This window comes from Cellulomonas composti, assembly GCF_007990245.1.
In the GTDB taxonomy this organism is placed as follows: domain Bacteria; phylum Actinomycetota; class Actinomycetes; order Actinomycetales; family Cellulomonadaceae; genus Cellulomonas; species Cellulomonas composti.
In genome coordinates this window covers 92645-114866 of record NZ_BJWG01000001.1, presented here as the reverse complement: position 1 = coordinate 114866, position 22222 = coordinate 92645, and the positions used below count along the sequence as shown (strand labels likewise).

Annotated in this window: 17 protein-coding genes; 6 read left to right on the top strand and 11 right to left on the bottom strand. The window is 72.5% G+C overall.

What is annotated here, in order from left to right:
- Positions 1-6: 6 nt before the first annotated feature.
- The 4 genes from dop to CCO02nite_RS00505 all read right to left on the bottom strand — a co-directional run bounded on the left by dop (position 7) and on the right by CCO02nite_RS00505 (position 5671).
- Entirely contained in the window at positions 7-1605 is a 1599-nt protein-coding gene (gene dop / locus CCO02nite_RS00520; protein ID WP_146841020.1) for a depupylase/deamidase Dop, read from the bottom strand.
- Between the two features lie 23 nt (positions 1606-1628).
- Positions 1629-3257 (bottom strand): proteasome ATPase, encoded by a 1629-nt coding sequence (arc, locus tag CCO02nite_RS00515; RefSeq protein WP_146841019.1) that lies wholly within the window; start codon positions 3255-3257, stop codon positions 1629-1631.
- A gap of 150 nt (positions 3258-3407) precedes the next feature.
- Positions 3408-4439: a tRNA (adenine-N1)-methyltransferase gene (locus CCO02nite_RS00510; RefSeq protein WP_146841018.1), complete on the bottom strand. Its 1032-nt coding sequence runs from the start codon at positions 4437-4439 to the stop codon at positions 3408-3410.
- 98 nt (positions 4440-4537) lie between these two features.
- The gene (locus CCO02nite_RS00505) at positions 4538-5671 is read right to left on the bottom strand and encodes a site-2 protease family protein (RefSeq protein WP_146841017.1); all 1134 of its coding nucleotides are present in this window, start codon (positions 5669-5671) and stop codon (positions 4538-4540) included.
- Between the two features lie 73 nt (positions 5672-5744).
- On the opposite strand from CCO02nite_RS00505, the gene CCO02nite_RS00500 reads away from it, so the two are divergent.
- Positions 5745-6650: a RecB family exonuclease gene (locus tag CCO02nite_RS00500; protein ID WP_146841016.1), complete on the top strand. Its 906-nt coding sequence runs from the start codon at positions 5745-5747 to the stop codon at positions 6648-6650.
- Positions 6651-6694: 44 nt separating this feature from the next.
- On the opposite strand, the gene CCO02nite_RS00495 is transcribed toward CCO02nite_RS00500, so the two are convergent.
- Positions 6695-7360, bottom strand: coding sequence for an HAD family hydrolase (locus CCO02nite_RS00495; protein ID WP_307724026.1), 666 nt, complete (start codon positions 7358-7360; stop codon positions 6695-6697).
- Positions 7361-7618: 258 nt separating this feature from the next.
- On the opposite strand from CCO02nite_RS00495, the gene CCO02nite_RS00490 reads away from it, so the two are divergent.
- Entirely contained in the window at positions 7619-8473 is an 855-nt protein-coding gene (locus CCO02nite_RS00490) for a PAC2 family protein (RefSeq protein ID WP_146841015.1), read from the top strand.
- A 10-nt stretch (positions 8474-8483) separates the two neighbouring features.
- On the opposite strand, the gene mshC is transcribed toward CCO02nite_RS00490, so the two are convergent.
- Positions 8484-9770 (bottom strand): cysteine--1-D-myo-inosityl 2-amino-2-deoxy-alpha-D-glucopyranoside ligase, encoded by a 1287-nt coding sequence (gene mshC / locus CCO02nite_RS00485; RefSeq protein ID WP_146841014.1) that lies wholly within the window; start codon positions 9768-9770, stop codon positions 8484-8486.
- Between the two features lie 71 nt (positions 9771-9841).
- Here mshC and CCO02nite_RS00480 point away from each other — a divergent pair, with 71 nt between their 5' ends.
- Entirely contained in the window at positions 9842-10912 is a 1071-nt protein-coding gene (locus CCO02nite_RS00480; RefSeq protein WP_246117231.1) for a magnesium and cobalt transport protein CorA, read from the top strand.
- 24 nt (positions 10913-10936) lie between these two features.
- Here CCO02nite_RS00480 and CCO02nite_RS00475 read toward each other — a convergent pair whose 3' ends face one another.
- Complete coding sequence (locus CCO02nite_RS00475) at positions 10937-11812, bottom strand: undecaprenyl-diphosphate phosphatase (RefSeq protein WP_146841436.1); 876 nt, start codon at positions 11810-11812, stop codon at positions 10937-10939.
- Between the two features lie 44 nt (positions 11813-11856).
- On the opposite strand from CCO02nite_RS00475, the gene CCO02nite_RS00470 reads away from it, so the two are divergent.
- Positions 11857-12831 carry an aldo/keto reductase gene (locus CCO02nite_RS00470; protein ID WP_146841013.1) on the top strand — a complete coding sequence of 325 codons (975 nt, stop codon included), beginning with the start codon at positions 11857-11859 and terminating at the stop codon, positions 12829-12831.
- Positions 12832-13270: 439 nt separating this feature from the next.
- On the opposite strand, the gene CCO02nite_RS15580 is transcribed toward CCO02nite_RS00470, so the two are convergent.
- Positions 13271-13441, bottom strand: a complete 171-nt coding sequence (locus CCO02nite_RS15580; protein WP_186812530.1) for a hypothetical protein — start codon at positions 13439-13441, stop codon at positions 13271-13273.
- A gap of 72 nt (positions 13442-13513) precedes the next feature.
- Complete coding sequence (locus CCO02nite_RS00465) at positions 13514-13831, bottom strand: primosomal protein (RefSeq protein WP_146841012.1); 318 nt, start codon at positions 13829-13831, stop codon at positions 13514-13516.
- Between the two features lie 333 nt (positions 13832-14164).
- Between CCO02nite_RS00465 and CCO02nite_RS00460 the strand changes: the two genes are divergently transcribed.
- Both CCO02nite_RS00460 and CCO02nite_RS00455 read left to right on the top strand, forming a co-directional pair.
- Positions 14165-18268, top strand: coding sequence for a CARDB domain-containing protein (locus tag CCO02nite_RS00460; RefSeq protein WP_146841011.1), 4104 nt, complete (start codon positions 14165-14167; stop codon positions 18266-18268).
- A 135-nt stretch (positions 18269-18403) separates the two neighbouring features.
- Complete coding sequence (locus tag CCO02nite_RS00455; RefSeq protein ID WP_146841010.1) at positions 18404-18640, top strand: DUF5703 family protein; 237 nt, start codon at positions 18404-18406, stop codon at positions 18638-18640.
- Positions 18641-18693: 53 nt separating this feature from the next.
- On the opposite strand, the gene CCO02nite_RS00450 is transcribed toward CCO02nite_RS00455, so the two are convergent.
- Together CCO02nite_RS00450 and CCO02nite_RS00445 are read right to left on the bottom strand one after the other, a co-directional pair.
- A complete protein-coding gene (locus CCO02nite_RS00450; protein WP_146841009.1) occupies positions 18694-20004 on the bottom strand; it encodes a M20/M25/M40 family metallo-hydrolase in 1311 nt (436 codons plus the stop codon).
- Positions 20001-22142, bottom strand: a complete 2142-nt coding sequence (locus CCO02nite_RS00445) for a M3 family metallopeptidase (protein ID WP_146841008.1) — start codon at positions 22140-22142, stop codon at positions 20001-20003. Before CCO02nite_RS00445 ends, CCO02nite_RS00450 begins: the two co-directional genes overlap by 4 nt.
- Positions 22143-22222: the final 80 nt, after the last annotated feature.

The following is a 22222-nucleotide window of genomic DNA, read 5'->3' as shown; positions in this document are numbered from 1 at the left end:
CGCCCGTCAGCCGCCGAGCGAGGCGAGCAGCGTCGCGGCGTCCGGGCTCGTCTCCAGCAGCGCCCCCACGTGGGCCTGGGTGCCGCGCAGCGGGTCGCGCATCGGGACGCGCTGCAACGTCGCGGAGCCGGGGACGTCGAACACGATCGAGTCCCACGACGCGGCGGAGACGTGCTCGCCGTAGCGCGCGACGGCCTCGCCACGGAAGAACGCGCGCGTGTCGGTCGGCGGGTGCGCGACCGCACGGTCCACCTCGGCCTGCGTCGTGAGCTGCTCGACCGCACCGGCCGCGGCGAGTCGGTGGTAGAGCCCGCGCTCGGGGCGCAGGTCCGACCACTGCAGGTCGACCGCGGCCAGGCGGGGGTGGTCCCACGCCAGGCCCTCGCGGCGGCGCATGCCGTCCAGGAGACGCAGCTTGGCGACCCACTCGACCTCGCGCGCGCAGTCGGCGGGGTCGACCGCGAGCCGGTCCAGCAGGCTCTCCCACCGGGCCAGCACGTCGGCGGTCTGCTCGTCGGGCTCGTCGCCCAGAACCTCGAGCTGGGCCTGCACGGCCCGCAGGTACTCGCGCTGGATCTCGAGCGCCGTGAGCCGACGGCCGTCGGCCAGCTCGAGGCGCGTGGTCAGCGACGGGTCATGGCTGACGGCGTGCGTGGCCGCGACCGGGTCGCGCAGCGCGAGCCGGTCGATCACCCCCAGCGCGCCGCCCTCGCTGACCGCCTGCTCGATGAGCCACAGCACCAGCGAGGTCGTCCCCAGCCGCACGTACGTGGCCGCCTCGAGCATCGTCGCGTCGCCGACGATCACGTGCAGCCGCCGCCAGCGGGCGGGGTCGGCGTGCGGCTCGTCGCGCGTGTTGACGATCGGGCGGCGCAGCGTCGTCTCGAGCCCGACCTCGGCCTCGACGTAGTCCGCGCGCTGCGAGAGCTGGAAGCCCGGCCGCTCGCCGCGCTGGCCGAGCCCCACCCGGCCCGCGCCCGTGTAGACCTGGCGCGTGACGAAGAACGGGATCAGGCGCGCCGCGAGGTCACCGAACGGCACCGCGCGGTCCACCAGGTAGTTCTCGTGCGTGCCGTACGTCGCGCCCTTGCCGTCGACGTTGTTCTTGTAGAGCACCACGTCGGGCAGCGCCGGGAACGACGCCAGCGCGCGTACGGACGCGAGCATCACCAGCTCGCCCGCCCGGTCCCAGACCACCGCGTCGCGCGGGTTGGTGACCTCGGGCGACGAGTACTCGGGGTGGGCGTGGTCGACGTACAGCCGGGCACCGTTGGTGAGGATCACGTTCGCGGCGCCGGGGTCCTCGTACTCCTCCACCATCGGCCGCTCGACGTCCTGCGGACCGTCGCCCGACGGCGCGGGCCGCGCCGGGTCGTCGGTGAGCAGCGACGGGTGCGCCGACGCGCGGACCAGGTGGAAGCCGCGCGCGTCGTGCAGCGGGTCCTCGTCGTCGTAGTCCCAGCGGGCCTTCGTCCGCCCGCCCCCGCGCAGCCCGGCGTGCACGGCGACGACGTGGCTCGACAGCAGCATCGGGTTGGCCATCGGCTTGCCCGGCTGAAGCACGCCGTACTCGGTCTCGATCCCCATCACGCGGCGTACGGTCACGCCGCCACCCTAGTGACCGATGTCTACAGGTACTGGCCTGTGCTGGTCACCGTCTCGATCGTGCGCGACCCGTCCGTGCCCTTCTTGCCCTGGACGATCGTGCGGATGAAGACGATGCGCTCGCCCTTCTTCCCGCTGATCCGCGCCCAGTCGTCGGGGTTGGTGGTGTTCGGGAGGTCCTCGTTCTCCTTGAACTCGTCGACGCACGCGGTCATGAGGTGGTCGACGCGGATACCGCGCTGGCCCGTGGCGAGCAGGTCCTTGATGGCCTGCTTCTTCGCCCGGTCGACGACGTTCTGGATCATCGCGCCCGAGTTGAAGTCCTTGAAGTACAGGATCTCCTTGTCGCCGCTCGCGTAGGTGACCTCGAGGAAGCGGTTCTCCTCGGTCTCGTTGTACATGCGCTCGACGACGCGCGTGACCATCGCGTCCACCGCGGCCGACTTCGAGCCGCCGTGCTCGGCGAGGTCGTCCGGGTGGATCGGCAGGTCGGTCGTGAGGTACTTGGTGAAGATCTCGCGCGCACCCTCGGCGTCGGGACGCTCGATCTTGATCTTCACGTCGAGCCGACCCGGACGCAGGATCGCGGGGTCGATCATGTCCTCGCGGTTGGACGCGCCGATCACGATGACGTTCTCGAGCCGCTCGACGCCGTCGATCTCCGCGAGCAGCTGGGGCACGATCGTCGTCTCCACGTCCGACGACACGCCCGTGCCGCGCGTGCGGAACAGGGACTCCATCTCGTCGAAGAACACGACGACCGGGTGACCCTGCGACGCCTTCTCGCGCGCCCGGGCGAAGATCAGGCGGATGTGCCGCTCGGTCTCGCCGACGTACTTGTTGAGCAGCTCGGGCCCCTTGACGTTGAGGAAGTAGCTCTTGGCCTCCGCCACGTCCTCGCCGCGCGCCTGGGCTGCCGTCGCGGCCAGCGAGTGCGCGACCGCCTTGGCGATCAGCGTCTTGCCGCAGCCCGGCGGGCCGTACAGGAGCACGCCCTTGGGCGGCCGCAGACCATGCTCGCGGAACAGCTCGGGGTGCAGGAACGGCAGCTCGACCGCGTCCTTGATGGCCTCGATCTGCGGCCCCAGACCACCGATGTCCTCGTACTCGATGTCCGGCACCTCCTCGAGGACGAGTTCCTCGACCTCGGCGCGCGGGATCACCTCGAACACGAACCCGCTCCGCGAGTCGATCGTGAGCGCGTCCCCGACGCGCACGTTGGAGTCGGTCACCTGGCCCGCGAACCGCACGACGCGTTCCTCGTCGCCCCGGCCCACGACGAGCGCGCGGTGACGCCCGAGCATCTCCTTGACCGTGACGATCTCGCCGACGTTCTCGTAGCCGCCGGCCTCGACGACCGTGAGCGCCTCGTTGAGCATGACCTCCTGGCCGGGGCGCAGCCGGTGCACGTCGACCACCGGGCTGGCGCCGACGTGCATCTTGCGGCCGGCCGAGATGATGTCCACCGTGCCGTCGGCACGCGCGCCGAGGAAGGTCGCGTACGTGCCGGGCGGCTTGGCGAGGTCGTCCACCTGGCGCTTGAGCTCGACGATCTGCTCACGCGCCGCGAGCAGTGCGTCGCTCAGGCGCTCGTTCTTGGCGGCCAGGAGCGCGAGCTCCCGCTGCAGGTCCCGCCCTGTCGGATCGGTCATGGTCCCGCCTCCGTCCCCTGGGGTCCATCGGGTTCGTCACCCTAACCACCAGTGTCAACATCTGTCGGCGCGTCCGCGCCCGTTGTTGACTCTCGTAACCCAAACGTCACCCGACGAGCGCACTCGCGCATCCGCAGGGTCGTCCGTCGCTCAGGGACGCGGGCGCTCCGGGTGGGCGGCACGCTGCGCCCGGCGAATGTTCTTGTCCGACGTGGCGCGCTCGCCCATCGCCTCGGGGGTCCACAGGTCCGCGTCGACCGCGGGCGCTCCGTCGTCGGCCACGGGGTACGAGCCCTTCGCGGGCCGACGCTTGCGGAACGGGGCCTCGACACCGTCAGCGAGCCGCCGCGTGGTGAGCAGGAAACCCGTGTGGCCGATCATCCGGTGCTGCGGCCGCACGGCCAGACCTTCGAGGTGCCACCCGCGCACCATCGACTCCCACGCCTCGGGTTCGGTGTAGCGACCGTCGGAGCGCACGTCCTCCGCGAGCCGCGACAGCTGCGTAGTCGTCGCGACGTAGCAGATCAGCACGCCGCCGGGCGCGAGCGCGTCCGCGACGACCTGCAGGTTCTCCCACGGTGCGAGCATGTCGAGCACCACGCGGTCCACCGAGCCGGGCTCCGCGACGGTCGGCAGCACGTCGGCGAGGTCGCCGACCGACAGCTCCCACGCCGGGTGCGGCGCGCCGAAGAACTGCTCGACGTTGCCGCGCGCGATGTCCGCGAAGTCGGCCCGCCGCTCGATCGAGTGCAGCGATCCCCCGTCGCCGACGGCCCGCAGCAGCGACATCGTGAGCGCGCCCGAGCCCACCCCGGCCTCCACGACCCGCGCCCCGGGATAGATGTCCGCCATCGTGACGATCTGGCCGGAGTCCTTCGGGTAGACCACGGCGGCGCCGCGCGGCATCGACAGCACGTAGTCGGCCAGCAGCGGCCGCAGCGCGAGGTACTCGGTGCCGCCCGAGATCGTCACGACCGTGCCCTCGTCGGCGTCGATGAGCTCCTCGTGCCGGAAGAATCCGCGGTGCGTGTGGAACGTCCCGCCCGGCGCGAGCGTGATGGTGTGCAGCCGTCCACGCGGGTCCGTGAGCTGGACGCGCTCCCCCACGCGGAACGGTCCGCGCCGCAGCGCGGCGCCCGTCGGGCCGTCGGTTGCGCTCGCGTCCTGCTGGGGGGTGGTCACGGGCGACGAGTCTAGGCGTCGTCCCGTCGGGCGCCGACGACAGGTGTCGACGACAGGTGTCGACGACGAGCCCCGACGACGAGCGTCCGCGACGAACGTCAGGGGCGCAGCGCAGCGATCACGTCCGTCGCGCGGATCAGGCCGATCACGCGGCCGTCCACCAGCACGGCGACGACCGGTGAGTACCGCGTGGCGCGACCGACGTCGTCGACCAGCGCCCGGCCCGAGAGCTGTCCGTCGACGCTCGCCCCGACCGGCAACGGCACGCTGACCGCGGTCACCGGCGTCGTCCCGGCCACCTCCGCCGGCACGGCGGCCGCGGCCGCGCGGTCCACGTACGCGGCCGGTCTCCCGTCCGGGGAGAGCACGACGACCTCCTGCGCCCCGCCCGTCGCCGCGACGGCCCCGGCGTGCGCGACCGAGTCGCTCGCCCCGACCGTGACGGCACGTCGCGCGACGCTCGAGAGCGTCACGCCGTCGACGCGCCGCACGACGTGCGCGTTCTTGATCGCCGCCGAGGCCCCGGACCACAGGAACGCGCCGATGATTGCGCACCAGGCCACGAGGAAGAAGTCGGGTTCCCCGCCGTCGCCCGTCGAGGCGAGCAGCGCCCACGCGACGAAGCCGACCGCGAACACGCGCCCGCACCAGCCGGCGACGATCGTGCCGCGCAGCCGGTCGCGGCTCGTCGCCCACACGATCGCCTCGAGCACGCGGCCGCCGTCCAACGGCAGCGCCGGGACGAGGTTGAACAGCCCGACGAAGCCGTTCGCGGCGGCGCCCGACCACATCAGCGCCCAGAGCACGGTGTGCGGCTCGAGCAGGTCGAGGCGCAGCGGCACGAAGAACGCGGCCGCGAGCACCAGGTTGACCACGGGCCCTGCCACCGAGATCAGCGCCGAGGTCGCGGGCGTGGCCGAGACCGCGTCGAACGACGTGTGGCCGCCCCACAGCGTGAGGACGAACTCGCGCGGCTGCTGCCCGCGCGATCGTGCGACGAGACCGTGCGCGAGCTCGTGCAGGAACACCGAGGCGAACAGCAGCACGACGAAGGACAGCGCGACGACGTAGACGGCGCTGCCGCTCAGGCCGGTGAGCGCGCGGGCCGTGTCGGCGTACAGGAACGTCAGGACGCCGACCGCGAGCAGCCACGACGGCGCGACGATCACGGGCGCTCCCGCGACGTGCCCGACGACCCAGCCCGACTTGCGACGTGACGACGGGCTGCTCATGCGCACAGGCTAGGCGGTCCACCCGTGCGGGTCGCGCACGGTCGTGTGGGTGGGCCGATCTACGCTCGTCGTCGTGACCTCCCCCCTCGGCACCGACGCTCCTGGTGCAGCCGCCGTCCCGGCCGCACCCGGCGACGAGCCCGCTGCGGCGGGTGAGTACCGTCCGGGCCTCTCGCCGTCGCGTGCGGGTGACTACCTGCGCTGCCCGCTGCTGTTCCGGCTCCGCTCGATCGATCGGCTCCCCGAGCCACCGAGCGCGGTCGCCACGCGCGGCACGCTCGTGCACGCGGTGCTCGAGCGGCTGTTCGACCTGCCGGCCGCCGAGCGCACGCACGCGAGCGCGGTCGCGCTGCTGCCGGAGCGCTGGGCCGGCCTGCTCGAGGCCGAGCCCGGCCTCGCGGCGCTGTTCGCCGACGAGCAGGAGCTCGCCACCTGGACCGAGAGCGCGGCCGCGCTGCTCGGCACCTACTTCACGCTCGAGGACCCCACGCGGCTGGAGCCGGCCGAGCGCGAGGCACGCGTGAGCACGGACGTCGAGGACGGCCCGCAGCTGCGCGGGATCGTCGACCGGATCGACGTCGCGCCCAACGGCTGGATCCGCGTCGTCGACTACAAGACGGGCCGCTCGCCGGCCGCGGGGTTCGAGAGCTCGGCGATGTTCCAGCTCCGGTTCTACGCCTACGTCATCTGGCGCACGCGCGGCGTCCTGCCCAAGCGCCTGCAGCTCGAGTACCTGGGTGACGGCGTGGTGCTGCAGCACGACCCGACGGAGGCCGAGATGGCCACGTTCGAGGCCCGCATCCGGTCGATCTGGGCCGGGATCCAGGACGCCGCACGCACGGGCGACTGGCGTCCCCGCCCCTCGAAGCTCTGCGCGTGGTGCTCGTTCCAGGACCACTGCCCGCAGTTCGGCGGCACGCCGCCCGTGCTCGAGCCCGCCGCCGTCGAGCGCGCCACCGGCGTCACGCCCGCCGCGTGATCGGTGCGTGAGCGGCGCGTGCCCGAACCCTGCCTGCCGGCACGTCAGCGCAGGTCGAGGACCTCTCCCGCGACGAGCCGCGCGAGCACGTCGAGGCTCAGCGCGTCGAGGTGTCCGGTCCTGCTGAGGCGGGCGTCGTCGGGCACGACCTGGTGCCCGTCCACCGCGACCGTCCGCGCGCCCGAGGCGAGGGCGGCCGCGACACCGGAACGCGAGTCCTCGACCGCGATGCACGCCTCGACCGGCACGCCGAGCAGCTCGGCGGCCCGCCGGTACGGCTCGGGATGCGGCTTGGCGTGCACCACCTCGTCACCCGCGACGACCACGTCGAAGACCTGCGCGGTGTCGGCGAACGGGTAGGCCAGCTCCCCGAAGGACGACGTCACGAGCGCCTGCGGCACACCGGCCGCCCGCAGCCGCGCCAGTGCGGCCAGTGCGCCGGGTCGCCACGGCGTCTCGGCGGCGACCCCAGCGCGCACCTGCGCGTTGAGCGCCGCGATGATCTCGGCGTCCTCCAGCTCGACGCCGGCCGCGCGCAGGTGCGCCCCCGCGACCGCCATCGGGCTGCCGATCATCGCCACGGCCTGCGCGGCCGTCCAGACGCCTCCGTGCGCGGCGACCAACGTGCTCTCGGCCGCCATCCACAACGGCTCGGTGTCGATGAGCGTCCCGTCCATGTCCCACAGCACCGCGGCGGGCGGCGTCCGCACCTCTGTCAAGCCTCTGACCTCGCACCTCATCCGGAATGGTGGACCACCACGATGTCGGTATCGACCGACGACGTGCAGTCCCACGTGCAGTCTGACGTACCCGGGGCCCGACCCCGTGAGGCGGACACGCCGAACCCGGGCCCGGCCCGCAGGGAGCGAGCAGATCTGCTCATGGCCAGGAAGACGCACGCGCCGGCGTGCCCCGACGCGCCGGACGACGCCGAGGACGTCGTGGGTACGGCGTCATAGGCTGGGCGAATGACCGAGGATCCGCGCCAGCTGCCCGCCGGTGAGACGGTGCTGCTGGCCGCGTTCGAGGGCTGGAACGACGCCGGCTCGGCGGCGACGCACGCGCTCGAGCACCTGCACGACGTGCTGGACGCGGAGCAGGTCGACGAGCTCGACCCGGAGGAGTACCACGACTTCCAGGTGAACCGGCCGCACGTGAGCATCGGCGCCGACGGCAAGCGCGAGATCACGTGGCCCACGACGGCGGTGGCCGTCGCCGAGACGCGGCGGTCGGGGCGGCGGGTCGTGATCGTGCACGGGATCGAGCCGTCGATGCGGTGGCGCCGGTACACGCACGAGCTGCTGGAGATCGCGCAGTCGCTCGGGGTGAGCACGGTCGTGACCGTCGGTGCGCTGCTTGCCGACGTCCCGCACACCCGCCCGATCCCGGTGACCGTCTCGAGCGAGCATGCCCCGACGCGCAAGCGGCTCGGGATCGACTCGAGCACCTACGAGGGGCCGACGGGGATCGTCGGGATCCTGCAGCACGAGGCCGGAGTCCGCGGGATGGCGTCGTTGTCGGTGTGGGCGGCCGTCCCGCACTACGTCGCGCACCCGCCGTCGCCGAAGGCGACCCTCGCGATCCTGCACCGCCTCGAACAGCTCCTGGGCGAGCCGATCGACCTCGGCGAGCTGCCCGACGACGCGGCGGCATGGCAGCACGGCGTCGACGAGCTCGCGGGCGAGGACGGCGAGATCGGTGAGTACGTACGCCAGCTCGAGGAGGCCAAGGACACCGCCGAGCTCCCGGAGGCCAGCGGCGAGGCGATCGCGCAGGAGTTCGAGCGGTACCTGCGCCGCCGGGACGAGCCGGGCACTCCCTAGGGTCGGACCTCTAGAGACGCACCCCGAGCAGCGCGTCCACGGTCCGGGCGACGACGCCGGGTGCCCCTTCGACGAGCTCGCTCTCGTCGTCGCCGACCGCGATGGAACGCGCAGCCCACTCGTCGACGACCTCGAGCGCGCGCGGGGTGTCCAGGTCGTCGGCGACGGCCGCCCGCACGCCGGTCAGCACTCCGGACGCGTCGGGGCCGCCGTTGCCGGACAGCGCCCGCCGCCAGGTCGCGAGCCGCGTGCGCGCGGACGACAGGCCCTCGTCGGTCCAGTCCCAGTCGTCGCGGTAGCGGTGTGCGAGGATCGCGAGCCGCACGGCCATGGGGTCGACGCCCGCCGCGCGCAGCGTCGAGACCAGCACGAGGTTGCCGCGCGACTTGCTCATCTTCTCGCCGTCGAGGCCCACCATCCCTGCGTGCACGTGCACCCGGGCGCCCTCGCCGCTGTCGAGCAGGCGCGCGTGCGACGTGCTCATCTCGTGGTGCGGGAACAGCAGGTCGGACCCGCCCCCCTGCACGTCGAACGGCAGCCCGAGCGCGTCGCGCGCGATCACGGCGCACTCGACGTGCCAGCCCGGCCGGCCGCGGCCGAGCAGCCCGCCGTCCCACGCAGGCTCGCCGACGCGTTCGCGGCGCCACAGCAGCGGGTCGAGCGGCGAACGCTTGCCCGGCCGGTCGGGGTCGCCGCCGCGTTCGCGCGCGAGGTCGGTCATGGTCGCGGCGTCCAGCCCGGCGACCGAGCCGAACGCGGGATCCGCGGACAGGTCCGCGTACACGTCGCCGTCCTCGGGCTCGTCGGACCCGATGACACCCTCGCGAGAACCCTCGAACGGCACGCGGTAGGCCGCGCCCGACGAGAGCAGCTTCTCCACCGCGGCGACGATCGCGGGCACCGACTCGACGACGCCGGACCACACGTCGGGCGGGATCACGCCCAGGGCCGTCATGTCCTCGCGGTACAACGCGATCTGCTCGTCGGCGAGCAGCCGCCAGTCGACGCCCGTGGCAGTGGCCCGCTCCAGGAGCGGGTCATCGACGTCGGTCACGTTGGACGCGAACGTCACGCGCTGCCCCGCGTCCCGCCACGCGCGCTGGAGCACGTCGAACGCGACGTAGGTCGCGGCGTGCCCGAGGTGCGTCGCGTCGTACGGCGTGATGCCGCACACGTACAGCGTCGCGTTCTCGCCCGGGGCCGCCACGACGAGCCGGCCCGACGAGGCGTCCCGGACCCGGACGGGTCCGCCACGACCGGGTAGGGCAGGGATCGCGGGGGCCGGCCAGGTGAACACGTCCGAAGCCTAACCGGCGAGCCGCGGCCGTTCGCACGGCGCTCGGCGGCCGACCGCGACACAATGCGGACGTGGCAGACGAGCAGGGTCGCACGTTTTACGTGCCCGGCGAGGGCGGCTGGCACCGGGTTGCCGAGCTCCCCGCGCTACGGCCGGTGTGGGTCGACACCGTCGGCCCGCACGAGCTGCGAGCTGCCGCGGAGGCACTCGGGGTCGGCGTGCAGGGGCTGCGCATGCTGGACTCGCACCCGGTGTTCGACGAGGTCGCGCGCTGGGCGGACCCCACCACTCGACCCTCGCCGCAGGACCTCGACGACTCGGGGCGCCACGTGCGGGGCCGCGTCAACCGGTCCAACGACGGCGAGGTGATGCTCTCGATGCCGACGGTCGCCTACGTCGAGTCGACGCGCGACGTGCACACCGGGATCCTCACCTGCGTCGTCACCGAGGACTTCCTGATCACGTGCGAGCTGGGCGACGCGGGGGTCCTGAGCCGCGCGGCGGAGAAGCTCTGCGACGGGCTCCCGCTGCCGGACACCGGCGTCCGGCAGGTCCTCGCGGCGACGCTGGTCACGCTCGTGAACCGTGCCGCGGACGTCGAGGCGGCCCTGGGCGACGCGGTCGCGCAGGTCGAGCGGACGGTGTTCTCCGACGACGGCGACGGCACGAACCCGCTCAGCGACGTCTACGGTCTCAAACGCGAGATCGCCGAGGCTCGCCGCGCGCTCGGCCCGATGAGCAGCACGTTGCCGGAGCTGGAGGCCGAGACGTCGTCGTCGCGCGGCGGCGGACGCATGCGCCTGCGGCCCGGATCCGACGACCGGTCGGTGGCCTGGCTGCGGCACGTGCGTGACCGCGCCGATCGGATCGGCTCCCACCTCGACGCGCACGACGGCCTGCTCGACGCGATGCTCTCGGTCCACCTGAGCCAGGTCTCGGTGCGTCAGAACGAGGACATGCGCAAGATCTCGGCCTGGGCCGCGATGATCACCGTGCCGACGCTCATCGCGGGGATCTACGGCATGAACTTCCGCTACATGCCGGAGCTGGACTGGAAGCTCGGGTACCCGCTCGTGCTCGTCGTGATGGGTGCCGTGTGCGCGGTGCTGTACCGCTCGTTCCGGCGCTCGGGCTGGCTCTGAGCCGTCGCCGGACGTGCCGTCGGGTCACGCCGGGACGGCCTCGACCGCGCCCGTGAGCAGCAGCACGACGACGAACGCGGAGACCCCGAGCCGGTACCAGACGAACGGCTTGTAGCTGAAGGTCGAGATGATCTTCAGGAACACGATGATCACGAGGTAGCCGACGACGAACGCGACGAGCGTGGCCAACAAGGTCGCACCGAACCCCGGCGTCCCGGCCGCGCCGAAGTCGTCCGCGGACTTCACGAGCTGGAACAGCCCGGAGCCGAACACCGCCGGGATGGCCAGCAGGAACGAGTAGCGCGCGGCGGCCTCACGCGTGTAGCCCATGAGCAGGCCGCCGGTGATCGTGCCGCCCGAGCGTGACACGCCGGGCACGAGCGCGAGCGCCTGCCAGAAGCCGAACTGCACCGCGTGCCGGGGCGTGAGCTGGTCGAGCGGCCGCACCTTGGTGCCCACGCGGTCGGCCCAGCCCAGCACCAGCGCGAAGCCCGCGAGCGTGAACGCGACGAGCCACAGGTTCCGGAACGTGTGCTCGATCGAGTCCTGGAACGCCAGCCCGAGCACGACGATCGGCACCGTCCCCAGCGTGATGAACCAGGCCATCAGCGCGTCGTGGTCCACGGGTCTGTCCTGCGGCGCGCCCAGCCGGGCCCGCAGATCGGTGCCGTACGCGCCGCGCAGCGCCGCCCACCACGCGAGCACGATCCGCTTGATGTCCCTGCGGAAGTACAGCAGCACGGCCGTCTCGGTCCCGAGCTGGGTGATCGCGGTGAACGCCGCGCCGGGGTCGGCGCCGAGCAGCTCGCCGACGATCCGCAGGTGGGCGCTCGAGGAGACCGGGAGGAACTCGGTGAGTCCCTGCACGAATCCCAGGATGATCGCTGCGCCCGCGCCCATGTCTGCCACGGGCGGCAACGATAGCCGGGCTAGGGTGACGCACCATGGAACTGCGCCACGTCGGAGGCACCGGGCTGCGGGTCTCGCGCCTCGGTCTGGGCACCATGACCTGGAGCCGCGACACCGACGAGCACGAGGCTGCCGAACAGCTGCGCGACTTCGTCGAGGCCGGTGGCACGTTGGTCGACACGTCAGCGTCGTACGCGGACGGCGGCGCCGAGGAGCTCCTGGGCGAGCTGCTCTCCGGACCGTTCACGCGTCAGGACGTGGTGCTGTGCACCAAGGCGGGGATCCGACGAACGGCCGACGGAGCCGTGGTCGACGGTTCGCGCGGCGCGCTTCTCGCCTCGCTCGACGAGTCGCTCGCCCGGCTGCGGACCGACCACGTGGACCTGTTCCTGGTGCAGACCCCCGACCCGCGCACGCCGCTCGCCGAGACCGCGGGCGCGCTCGCGCACGCCGTCTCGAGCGGCCGGGCGCGCTACGTCGGGCTCGCGAACCATCCCGGCTGGCAGGTCGCCCACGTCGCGACCCTGCTCGCCGGCGCAGGACCGCTCGGTGCGGCCCTGACCGCCGTCGAGGCGGAGTACTCGCTCCTCGAGCGCGGCATCGAACGAGAGGTGCTGCCCGCGGCACAGGCCCTCGGTGCCGGCGTGATCGCCTGGTCGCCGCTCGGCCGCGGAGTGCTCACCGGCAAGTACCGCCGGACCATCCCGGCGGACTCCCGTGCCGCGTCACCGCACCTGGCCGGCTTCGTGCGGCCCTACCTCGGTGCCGGCGCCGCGGCGGTGGTCGACGCGCTGCTGACCGCTGCGCAGGGCCTCGGTCGCGCGCCGCTCGAGGTCGCGCTCGCGTGGCTTGCCGAGCGCCAGGGCGTCGCGAGCGCGCTCGTCGGAGCGCGGACGGCGGACCAGCTCCGCGGTTCGTTGGCGGCGCTCGACCTCGTGCTCCCCGACGAGCTCGTCGCGGCACTCGACGACGTCAGCGCCCCCGCGCTCGGCTACCCCGAGCGCTTCTAGCCGCACCCGTCGGTACAGCCACCGCTGCAGAACTCGCGGGCCCCACCCGCCCAGACCTGCACCCACCCCTTCACCGACAGTCGGCGCGGGGATGGGGCGCCGATGGAGCGGGGGCGGCGGAGGTCGGCGGGTGGCCAGGCCGGCGCCCGCCGCACCCGACGATGCAGCCATGGGTGCAGAACTCGCGGGGTCCACCCGCCGAGATCTGCACCGATCCCTGCACCGATAGTCGTCGCAGGGCGGGGCGGCGGCCGGTGGGACGGGGCGGCAGGGCGGCGGTCGGTGGGCGCGGCGGCGGGCGCCGAACCCGTCGATGCAGCCATGGGTGCAGAACTCGCGGCGCCTACCCGCCGAGACCTGCACCCATCCCCGCACCGATCCCTGCACCCATGACCGGCGGACCGACGAGGGCGCGCACCCGGCCACCAGGGGGCGGCGCTCAGTGCGGCTGGGGGAAGTCGGCGCCCGGCGGGGCGAGGTCGAGGGCGGCGAGTGCCTGAGCGAGCACGTCGTCGTCGCGGTGATGGTGGAACGCCGCGAAAGTGTTGACGAGCGCCTCGAGCGCGACGTCGAGGGCGTCGTCCTGTTCGTCGGCGGCGCGGAGAATCATGTACAGGCTCCAGCCCGGATCCGTTCCCGACGACTCCTACGCCCGGTCGGGATCGTCGTGGCCCTGGCGCGATCAGTGCACGGGGTCGACGTCCAGCTCGTCCTCGTCGAGCTCGTCCAGCTCGTCGCCGGCCTCGTCGAGCCCGTCCTCGTCCAGCTCGTCCTCGTCGAGCTCGTCCTCGTCGTCGTCCTCCTCGGCGAGGTAGAACGGCGTGGCCTCGCCGTGCACGGTGCCGAGCGCGTCGTCGTAGACCTCGAACGCGTCCGCGAGCACGTCGTACGCGTCGTCCACCGCCGGGTCGTCCTCGCCGTGCCGCTGCACGACGGCGTGGTAGTGCGCCTCCAGGGCGGCGATCAGGCGGTCCAGCGCGGCACGCGGGTCGACGGTCATGCGACGACGGTACCGCCGCGGGACCAGCTCGCGCCGGGTCGATCGTCCGTCGCTGCCGAATCGCAACGTCGACCTTGCCGTCAGCACCTTGACGCACTGGACAACCGTGCGTAGCCTCGCGAATCGTACATTGCAAGAAGTTGACAGACGCGCAGCACAAAGTAGTGCTGCTCTGGCAACAGATGCACGAGCCGCCAAGGCGAGCCCCATCGGACCCGTCCCGGCGACCGCACCGCTCGACATGCATCACGCAGGTCCCTCGAAGTTCGACCGAGCCCGCGCTCCCCACTGCGCGGGCCCCGACCCGCACCCGCGGGAGAACAAGGACGACCCATGAGAAGCATGTTCCGCAGAGCCGTCGTCGCCGCGGCGACGGCCGCGCTGGTGGTCCCGGCCGGCGTGGTGGTGCTCCAGAGCGCCGACGCCGCCACGGTCAACCTGGCCGCCGGCAGGACCACCTCCGCCTCGAGCACCAACAACCCGTACGTGACCGCCAACGCCGTCGACGGCAACCAGGGCAGCTACTGGGAGTCGACGAACAACAGCTTCCCGCAGTGGTTCCAGGTGGACCTCGGCGCGAACGCGAACGTCACCGACGTGACGCTCAAGCTCCCCACCGGCTGGGGCACCCGCTCCCAGACGGTCACGGTGCAGGGCTCGAGCAACGGCTCGTCGTTCAGCACGCTGCGTGCGCAGGCCGCCTACACGTTCGCGTCGTCGTCGAACACGGTGAACATCGACGTCACCGACTCCTCCGTGCGGTACGTGCGGCTCCAGTTCGCCGCGAACACCGGCTGGTCGGCCGCGCAGCTCTCCGAGCTCGAGGTCCTGGGCACCAGCGGCCCGACGGACCCTCCGACGACACCGCCCGCGGGTTCCAACCTCGCGCAGGGTCGGCCCGCGCAGTCGTCGTCGGTCCAGCAGAGCTACGTCGCCGGCAACGCGGTCGACGGCAGCACGTCGACCTACTGGGAGGGCGCACCGAACGCCTACCCGAGCACGCTGGACGTGAACCTCGCGCAGTCGAGCGCGCTCACCGACGTGGTCGTGCGGCTCAACCCCGACGCGGCCTGGGGCAACCGGTCCCAGACCTTCGCGGTGCTGGGCCGTCAGGGCACGGGCGCGTGGACGACGCTCAAGGCGTCCGCGACGTACGCGTTCTCGCCCTCGACGGGCAACCAGGTGACGATCCCCGTGTCCGCCACGGCGACCGACGTCCGGCTGCAGGTGACGGCGAACACGGGCGCGTCCAACGGCCAGGTCGCCGAGCTCCAGGTGTTCGGCACGCCGGTCACCACACCCACCGCCCCCGATCTGCAGGTCACGCTCGGCACGCCGACGCCGGCCAGCCCGAGCCCGACCGACGGCATCACGCTGTCGGCGACCGTCCGCAACGCCGGCACCGGCGCGTCCGGCGCGACCTCGGTGGTGCTCGTCGTCGACGGCACGAACGTCGCGACGATCGCGGTGTCGGGCCTCGCCCCCGGAGCGACGCAGACGGTCTCGACGAACATCGGCACGCGCCCGGCCGGCACCCACACCTGGGGTGCCACCGTCGACCCGTCCGGGACGGTGACGGAGTCCGACGAGAACAACAACAGCGCCAGCGGCACGTTCGCCGTCACCGCCGGGCCGGTCGACCCGCCGGTCGGCCAGAACCTCGCGCTGAGCCGGCCGGCCACGGCGTCGTCGACCGAGTGGCAGTTCGTCGCCGCGAACGCCGTCGACGGCAACCGTGCGACCTACTGGGAGGGCGCGAGCGGTCAGTACCCGTCCACGCTCGCCGTGAACCTCGCGTCGCAGAGCTCGGTCACGGGCGTCGACGTGTTGCTCGACCCGAACGCCATCTGGGGTGCGCGCACGCAGACGTTCTCCATCGAGGCACGCACGGGCACCGGCGCGTGGTCGACCGTCAAGGCGTCGGCGACCTACTCGTTCGCCCCGGCGAGCGGCAACCAGGTGACGATCCCGGTGACGGCCTCCGCCACCGACGTCCGTCTGGTCTTGACCGCGAACTCGGGCTCCGGCAACGGTCAGGTGGCCGAGCTCGAGGTCATCGGCACACCGGCCGCGAACCCGAACCTCACGGTCACGGCGGTCGCGGTCTCCCCGGCGAGCCCGCTCGAGTCCGACCCGGTCACGCTCACCGCGACCGTCCGCAACTCCGGCACGCTGGCCTCGGCCGCCACCACCGTGGCGTTCACGATCGACGGGCAGGTCGTCGCGACCGGCAACGTCGGCGCCATCGCCGCAGGTTCCACCGCGACGGCGAGCGCGAGCATCGGCGCCCGCGCCGCAGGTCAGTACACGGTCGGCGCGAACGCCGACCCGTCGAACACCGTCGTCGAGCAGAACGAGGCCGACAACTCGTTCACCAGCCCGACGAAGCTCACGGTCTCGGCGGTGCCGAGCTCCGACGTCGTCCCGGTGGTGTCCTGGAACCCGAGCAACCCGGCGGCGGGTGCGACCGTGACGTTCACGGCCTCGATCTCGAACATCGGCAACATCGCCACGGCCGCCGGCGCCCACGGCATCACCGTGACGGTCAAGGACGCGCAGAGCGGGGCGACCGTGCGGTCGTTCACCGGTTCGGTCACGGGAGCGGTGGCCGCGGGGGCGACCTCGGGCACCGTCACGCTCGGCACCTGGACGGCCACGAACGGCTCGTTCACCGTGACGTCCGTCGCCGCGGCGGACGCCAACGAGGTCGCGGGCAAGCAGGCGAACAACACCACGTCCGCCGGCATCTACGTCGGCCGCGGCGCCAACCTGCCGTTCGACTTCTACGAGGCCGAGGACGGCCGCACGGGCGGCGGCGCGCAGGTGCTCGGCCCGAACCGGACCGTGGGCGACCTCGCGGGCGAGGCGTCCGGCCGTCGCGCCGTGCAGCTCTCCGCCACCGGCTCGTACGTCGAGTGGACGCTGAAGAACCCGACGAACACGCTCGTCACGCGCTTCTCCATCCCGGACAGCGCAGCGGGCACGGGCCTCGACGGCTCGATCGACGTCTACGTCGACGGCACGTTCCTCAAGCGGCTGCCGCTCACGTCGAAGTTCGCGTGGCTCTACGGCAACGAGACGCAGCCGGGCAACTCCCCGAGCGCGGGCGGCCCCCGTCACATCTACGACGAGGCCAACATCCTGCTCGGCACCACGGTGAACGCGGGCCAGACGATCCGCCTGCAGCGCACCGCGAGCAACCCGCAGCCGGTCACGGTGGACTTCGTCAACACCGAGCTGGCGACCGCGAAGGCCAACCCGAACCCGACCCAGTACGTGCAGCCCACGGGCTTCACGCACCAGGACGTGCAGAACGCGCTCGACAAGGTGCGGATGGACACCACGGGCACGCTCAAGGGCGTCTACCTGCCGACGGGCGACTACTCGACCGCGAGCAAGTTCCAGGTGTACGGCAAGGCGGTCGACATCGTCGGCGCCGGTCCGTGGTTCACCCGGTTCTTCGCGCCGAGCGGCCAGGACGGCACCGACATCGGCTTCCGTGCCGAGGCGTCCGCCAACGGGTCGAAGTTCCGCAGCTTCTCCTACTGGGGCAACTACACGTCGCGCATCGACGGCCCCGGCAAGGTGCTGGACTTCACCAACGTCTCGAACATGACGGTCGACGACCTGTGGGTCGAGCACATGATCTGCATGTTCTGGGCGAACAACATGGACAACAGCACGATCACGAACTCGCGCATCCGCAACACCTTTGCCGACGGCATCAACATGACCAACGGCAGCGCGAACAACCGGGTCGCCAACATCGAGGCCCGCGGTACCGGTGACGACTCGTTCGCCCTGTTCGCGGCGACCGACTCCGGCGGTCTCGGCCAGACCGGCAACGTCTACGAGAACCTCACCTCGCTGGTCACGTGGCGTGCCGCCGGCCTCGCCGTCTACGGCGGTTACGGCAACACGTTCCGCAACATCACGATCGCGGACACGCTCGTCTACTCCGGCGTCACGGTGAGCTCGCTCGACTTCGGCTACCCGATGGACGAGTTCGGCTCGGCGGCACCGACGACGATCGCGAACATCTCGATCGTGCGGTCGGGCGGGCACTTCTGGGGCAACCAGACGTTCCCGGGCATCTGGATCTTCTCGGCCTCCAAGAAGTTCCAGGGCATCCGGATCAACGATGCCGACATCGTCGACCCGACGTACTCCGGGATCATGTTCCAGACGAACTACGTCGGCGGACAGCCGCAGAACCCGGTGACCGACACGGTGTTCACCAACACGTCGATCAGCGGGGCGCGCAAGAGTGGGGACGCCTGGGACGCCAAGTCCGGGTTCGGCATCTGGGTGAACGAGATGCCCGAGGCCGGGCAGGGTCCCGCGGTCGGCTCGGCGACGTTCCACGACCTGCGTCTCTCGAACAACGTGCAGGACATCAGGAACACCACCACGACGTTCACGATCATCCGGGACTGAGCATCGGGTAGTGCCACCGGACGGCCCGACGAGCGGCGACACGCTCGTCGGGCCGTCCGCGCGCCTACCGTGCGCGCCGGCCGCCTGCGGTGGCACCATGGGTCGCCACGGCTCGTACGGTGAGAGGCGGCACGCATGGCGATCGGTACCAGGACGCGGCGCACATGGGTCGCCCAGGGCGGCCAGTACGAGTTCCGCGTGGTGACGATCCCGCCGTCCATCAGTCGCAGCGACGCGCAGCGCCAGCTCACCGAGGCCGCCGAGTACGGCCGCTGGGAGCTCGCCCGCACGGTCCTGTACGTGGGCGGCGAGCGCAAGGTCTGGCTGCGGCGCAAGGTCATCCGGGTCCGCAGCACGCTCGCCGACGCGTAGGCCGGCCGGCGCCCGACCGTCAGCTGGTCGTCAGCTGATCGTCAGCACCGTCGTCAGCAGGTCGCCAGCAGCCGGTCCAGGACCCGCGTGCCGAACCGCAGCGCGTCGGTGCTCACGCGCTCGTCGACGCCGTGGAACATCCCCGCGAAGTCGAGCTCGGGCGGCAGCCGCAGAGGCGCGAACCCATACCCGGTGATCCCCAACCGCGACAGCGACTTGTTGTCCGTCCCGCCCGAGAGCGTGTACGGCAGCACCGCCGCACCGGGGTCCTCCGCGAGCAGCGCGTCGGTCATGGCGTCCATGAGCGCGCCCGTCGTCGGCGCCTCGAGCGCGACGTCGTGGTGCACGCGCTCGATCCGCACGTCGGGCCCGGCCAGCTCGCGCACGGTCGTCGTGAACTCCTCCTCGAGGCCGGGCAGGAACCGCCCGTCGACCACGGCCTGCGCGCTGCCGGGCACGACGTTCGCCTTGTAGCCCGCGTCGAGCTGCGTGGGGTTCGTCGTGTGCCGCAGCGTCGCTCCGACGAACCTCGCGGCGGGGCCCAGCGCCGCGACGAGCGCGTCGACGCTCGTCGGGTCCTGCGGGTCGAACGGCAGGCCGGTGAGGTCGGCGACGCCCTCCAGCAGCGCCCGGACGGTCGGCGTGAGCTGCAGCGGCCAGGGGTGCCGCCCGATCCGCGCGACCGCCTCCGCGAGCTTGGTCACCGCGTTGTCGGGCGTGACCTGCGAGCCGTGCCCGGCGCGCCCGTCGGCCACGAGCCGCAGCCAGGACAGGCCCTTCTCGGCGGTCTGCACGAGGTACGCGCGGCGCCCGGCCAGCGTGACGGAGAAACCGCCGACCTCGCTGACGGCCTCGGTAGCGCCCTCGAACAGCTCGGGACGGTTGCGCACCGCCCAGCCGGCGCCGAACGTGCCGCCCGCCTCCTCGTCGGCGAACATCGCGAGCACGACGTCGCGCGCGGGCCGACGACCCTCGCGGGCCATCTGCCGCACGACCGCCAGGATCATCGCGTCCATGTCCTTCATGTCGACCGCGCCGCGCCCCCACAGCAGCTCGTCGTCCTGGTGCCCGGCGAACGGGTCGACGCTCCAGTCCTGCGCCTGTGCGGGGACCACGTCAAGGTGGCCGTGCAGCACGAGCGCGGGTCGTGCCGGGTCCACGCCCGGCAGGCGCACGACGAGACTCGTGCGCCGCGGCGCACTCTCGAAGACCTCGGGCTCGAGCCCGACCTCGTCGAGCAGCCCGGCGACGTGCTCAGCCGCCGCCCGCTCCCCCGGACCCTCGCCGTCGCCGTAGTTCGACGTGTCGATGCGGATGAGGTCACGGCACAGGTCGACGACCTCGTCGGCCGCGGTCGTCGTCATCGCTCTGCCCCCGCGCCCGACCCCGCAACAGACCCCGCGCCCGACCCCGCGCCCGGCGCCTGCGCAGCGGCGAGCAGGCCGCGCCGCGCGAGCAGCGGCTCGATGCGCGGGTCGCGGCCGAGCAGGTCGCGGCACGCCTCCATCGGGTCCACCGAGCCACCCCGTCCCAGCAGCCGCGTCCGGAACGCGTCGCCGACCTCGCGGCGCAGCCCGCCGCTCTCGCGGAACCACTCGACCGTGTCCGCGTCGAGCACCTCGGACCAGATGTACGAGTAGTACCCCGCCGAGTAGCCGCCGCTGAACACGTGGTTGAAGTACGCCGAGCGGTAGCGCGGCGGAACGGACGCGAGGTCGACGCCGGCGGCCGCGAGCGCCGCGAGCTCGAACGGCTCGACCTGCTCCGGGTCGGTCGGCACCTCGTCGGGCCCCAGCCGGTACCAGGCCTGGTCGAGCAGCGCGGCAGCGAGGTACTCGGTGGTCCTGAAACCCTCGCCGTCCTGCCGGCCCGCCAGCAGCGTGCGCACCCACTCCACCGGCATGGGTTCACCCGAGTCGTGGTGGAGCGCGAACGCCCGCACGACGTTCGGCTCCCACGCCCAGATCTCGTTGACCTGCGACGGGTACTCGACGAAGTCGCGCGGCACCTCGGTGCCCGACTGCGACGGGTAGCGCACGGCCGAGAGCAGGCCGTGCAGCGCGTGGCCGAACTCGTGGAACATCGTGATGACCTCGTCCCAGGCCAGCAGTGTCGGCTTGCCGTCCGGCGGCTTGCGGATGTTGAGGTTGTTCACGACGACGGGCGCCTCGCCCAGCAGCGTCGACTGGTCGACGAGGTTGTTCATCCACGCCCCGCCGCGCTTGGACTCGCGCGTCCAGTAGTCCGCGAGGAACAGCCCCAGCCCCGACCCGTCGGCGTCGAACACCTCGAACACGCGCACGTCCGGGTGGTAGCCGACCAGGTCGTGCCGTTCGGCGAACGTGAGCCCGTACAGCGCGTTCGCGGCGTGCAGCACACCGTCCGCGAGCACCCGGTCCAGCTCGAGGTACGGCCGCATCGACGCGTCGTCGAGCGCCCGCTCGTGCGCCCGGACCCGCTCGGCGTAGAACGCCCAGTCCCACGGCTCGAGCGTCGCGCCGGGCTCGTCCTGCTCGAGCAGCGCCTGCAGCGGCGCGGCCTCGGCGCGCGCGTTGGCGACCGCGGCCGGCGCGAGCCGCGTGAGGATCTCCTCGACCGCCTCGGCGGAGCCTGCGGTCGCGTCCGCTGCGATGAACGCGGCGTGGTGCGGGTACCCGAGCAGGCTGGCACGTTCGGCACGCAGCCGGGCCAGCTCGAGCAGGGTGGCCCGCGTGTCGTGCGCGCCGCCCAGTCCACGCCCGACGGACGCGCGGAACAGCCGCTCGCGCGTGCTCCGGTCGGTCAGCACCGCCAGCTGCGGCTGACCGGTCGGGAGCTGCAGCTCGAGCAGCCAGCCCTCGTCGTGACCGCGCTCGCGTGCTGCTCGCGCCGCCGCGTCGCGTGCGTCGTCGGGCAGACCGTCGAGCTCGTCCTCGTCGGTGACGAGCACCGCAGCGTCGTTCGTCGCCGCGAGCACCTCACGGCCGAACACCGTCTCGAGCGTCGTGATCCGTCCGTTGAGCTCGCGCAGCCGCGCCTGGGCGGCCTCGTCGAGCCGCACGCCCGCACGCTCGAACTGCGTGCGCGTGCGGTGCAGCAGCCACGCCGTGTCGGGCGCCAGCTCGAACTCGCCCGCCTGCGCGCGGGAGTGCAACGACTCGAGCCGCGCGAACAGACGCGCGTCCAGGCGGATCGCGTCCTGGTGCGCCGCGAGCAGCGGGGCGATCTCCTCCTCGACCGCGTCGAGCTCGGGCGTGCCGTCAGCGCTGGTCTGGTTGAAGAACGCCACGGCGGCCCGCTGCAGGAGCCGCCCCGATCGCTCGAGCGCCTCGAGCGTGTTCTCGACGCTCGGCTCCGCGGGGTCCGCGCTGATCGCCTCGACCTGCGCGCGGTGCTCGGCCATCCCGGCCAGCAGCGCCGGGCGGTAGTGCTCGCTGCGGATGCGCGTGTAGTCCGGCAGTCCATAGGGCAGCGTCGAGGGCGCGGCGAACGGGTTGTCGGCGTCGAGGTGGGCGTCGCTCATGCACAGATCCTCGCCCATGTTCTCCGGTGCGGCAGGCGTGAGCGGCGGTGTCACGCCTCACCGAGCCGGGCGATCCACCT